At 50.3% G+C, this 3367-nt stretch carries 2 protein-coding genes; both read left to right on the top strand.

Annotated elements, in window-relative coordinates:
* Nucleotides 1-1206, top strand: a 1206-nt coding sequence (locus ACR0QE_RS13260; protein WP_432628806.1) for an MFS transporter, incomplete at its 5' end; no start/stop codon positions are given.
* A gap of 136 nt (nucleotides 1207-1342) precedes the next feature.
* The coding region (locus ACR0QE_RS13255; protein WP_432628805.1) for a glycoside hydrolase family 3 N-terminal domain-containing protein at nucleotides 1343-3367 on the top strand (2025 nt) is incomplete at its 3' end.

Here is a 3367-nt window from a genome sequence, read left to right as displayed (position 1 = left end):
GTGACAGATGTGACGATGGGACAGATTGTGGACCGGTCTGCACCGACAAAAGATGGAAAGTTCAAACCGTGGATTCGCCGTTGCTGCGGACCGCTTGGAATTTCGGCATTTTTGATGTTTCAATCGGGATTTGCGGGAATGCCGATGGGATTTAAGATTTTCTGGATGTTTTTGACGTATCTGCTTTGGGGTTCCATTTTCTACACCTCTGTGAATATCCCATATGGTTCGATGGCATCCGCAGTATCTCCGGAGGCATCTGACCGTGCGCAGCTCTCCACATTCCGTTCGATGGGCGCTGCCTGCGCAAACCTGGCAATCGGAACCCTGACTCCGATGGTTGCCTATGTAACAGTTGACGGCGCAACCGTTCTGTCCGGAAGCCGTATGACAATGATTGCAGGTGTTTTTGCAGCCTGCGGCATCATCTGCCACCTGCTCTGCTTCCATCTTGTGACAGAGCGTGTGGAAGTTCCTCAGAAGACGGAAAAAGTCAATGTGGGCGCAATGTTAAAGAGCATTTTTACAAACCGTGCTCTTCTTGGAATCATCGCAGCAGCAATTCTTCTGCTCCTCGGCATGCTTGGAATGAGCGGAATGGCACCGTATGTGTTCCCAGTGTATTATAACAGTGGTTCTGCACAGTCTCTGTCCTCTATGTTGAGCAGTCTCGCCTCTCTGTTTGTTGTGGCTCCGCTGGCGTCTAAGATCGCAGCAAAAGTCGGAAAGAAAGAGATGTCGATTGTCGGCTGTCTCGTATCAGCGGCAACCTGGATTGTCTGTCTCTTTGTGAGACCGGAAAGTCCGATCGTGTTTGTGGCATTCTATGTGGTTGCTTATATTGGTCAGACGTTCTTCAACATGGTAATCTGGGCAATGATCACCGATGTCATCGATGATGCGGAGATCCGAAACGGAGTTCGAGAGGACGGAACAATCTATTCCGTATACTCTTTTGCAAGAAAACTTGGTCAGGCATTTTCTTCCGGTATGATCGGTGGACTGATGACTGCAATCGGATACTCCAAGGCAGTTGCAGCAGATCCGGCATCCTATCCGGAAGTGCTGAAGAAGATCTTCGATCTGGCTTGCCTGATTCCGGCAGGTGGAATGATTCTGGTTGCACTGGCACTGCTGTTTATCTATCCGTTAAACAAGGCTAGAGTCGATGCAAACGTGGCAGAACTGAAAAAGAGACGCGCATAAGCGAACAACATACCCCCTTCTTTGACAGATGGGGGTATCACGTTTATCTCAGAAAAGACAAAAAAGACGAGAAGAAACGATAATAAAAAACGATAACTAAGAAAAGATAGAAATAGGATTAGGAGAGGAAAGGATTATGGCAAAGAAAGCATCGGAACATGTCCGCTATTATCAGAATCCGAACGGTCCGGTGATCGGAACGGTGTCAAGAAAGGTGATTGAGAAAGACGGACTCTACTTTAAAGACCTCGATGGAAGCGGAGAGTTTCAGACATTCGACGACTGGCGACTTCCGGCAGGGGAGCGTGCAGAAGCGTATGTGAAGACGCTGACGACGGAGGAGAAGATTGCACAGCTTTTTATCTCCGACTGGCGCATGGGTAAATACACAGATCGATTCCCGGATCACAAGCCGGAGCTCGATGAGTCGGGTGTCCTCGATGATGCAGAATTTCACGGAAAGACGATCTTTGGAGAACAGCATCTTCCGGGAACGACCGAGCTTATCAAGGAGTGGTTTGCAAGACATCTGATTCTTCGCGATGCCCCGACGCCGGAGGATATGACGGACTGGATCAACCAGCTCCATGCAGTTGCAGAGGAGTGTGAGCACTTTGTTCCGGTTCAGGTTGTGTCGAACTCCCGAAATGAGAATGGAGAGCTGATTTTCGGCATGAATGACGCCGGCGGTGTGTTTGCATCCTGGCCGGGAACGCTCGGAATTGCAGCGGCAATCCGTGGAGATTCCCTCGAGATTGCAGATGAATTTGCAGACTGTATCCGAAGAGAGTGGGATGCGGTTGGAATGAAAAAGGGATATATGTACATGGCAGATGTGATCTCCGATCCGAGATGGCAGCGCAGCTATGGCACATTTGGAGAGGATCCGAAACTGATCTGTGATATTTTTGAGAGAATCATCCCGATTATTCAGGGAAGCAGGGATGGCGTGACTCCGGATGGTGTGGCGATGACGGTCAAACATTTCCCGGGAGGCGGTGCGAGAGAGAATGGATTTGACCCGCACTATAAGATGGGACAGTGGAATGTCTATCAGACAGAGGGATCCCTCGAGAAATATCATCTTCCGGGCTTCCAGACCGCAATCGATGCAAATGCCTCCTCGATCATGCCATACTATGCAAAACCGGCAGCTAAAAAGAGCGCTCCCCAGACGGACAAAGAGGGCGGCGAGATGGAGATGGAGCCATACGGTTTTGCCTACAATAAGCCGTTTATCGATGGTCTGCTGAGAAAACAGATGGGATTTCAGGGATACATCAACTCGGATACGGGAATTGTCCACAACATGGACTGGGGTGTGGAGATGCTTGATGAGCCTGAGCGGATCGGTTTCGCAGTCACCCATGCAGGCGTGGATCTGATCAGCGGACTGTTTGACCAGGAGAAAGGGCAGGAGGCGTATGCGCGCGCCAGAAACGATTATTATGAGAAGAATCCGGTTCCGGAAGGCTTTTCAAAAGAAGAGCTGGTTCTGACGGATGAGAGTCTTGACCGCGCGGTTATTCGCACGATGACGGAGATGTTTGCGCTCGGCATGTTTGAGAATCCATACCGCGATCCGAAACAGGCAGAGGAAGTCATTTACAATCAGGATGACTGGGATCATGCGATGGAGGCACACAGAAAGAGCGTTGTTCTTCTGAAAAACGATGGAGTTCTGCCGCTGACTGCCGAGAAATGCGCCGGAAAAAAAGTGTATGTGGAGTGTTTCCACAAAGACCCGAAAATGGCAGAAAAGGCGACGGAATCTCTCGAAAAACAGGTTTCGGAAGATCCTATGGGAGTGACGCTGACAAACTGTGTGGAGGAAGCGGATCTGGCAATTCTTCTGCTTCAGCCGTCATCCGGAGCGTATTTCAGTGCAACCCCGGGTTATCTGGAACTGGACCTGTGTGAGAACAAGGAAGTCTGCAATGTGGATGAGGAGGGACGCCCGGCGAAAGAGACTCATCTGGAGACGACACTGAGCGGGGTTGACCGGATTGCACAGATCGCCAAGACAGTCCATGAACACGGCGGAAAAGTGATTGCAAATGTCAATATCACTCTGGCGTGGGAGGTTGGAAACGTGGAGCCGCACTGTGACGCATTTCTTGCGGGATTTGATACCTACGTCACTGCGACGCTCGATGTGATC

This window comes from Brotaphodocola sp. (genome assembly GCF_050873065.1).
Lineage (GTDB): Bacteria > Bacillota > Clostridia > Lachnospirales > Lachnospiraceae > Brotaphodocola.
Note: the sequence above shows the minus strand (reverse complement) of the source record. Positions and strands in the feature narration are given on the sequence as shown.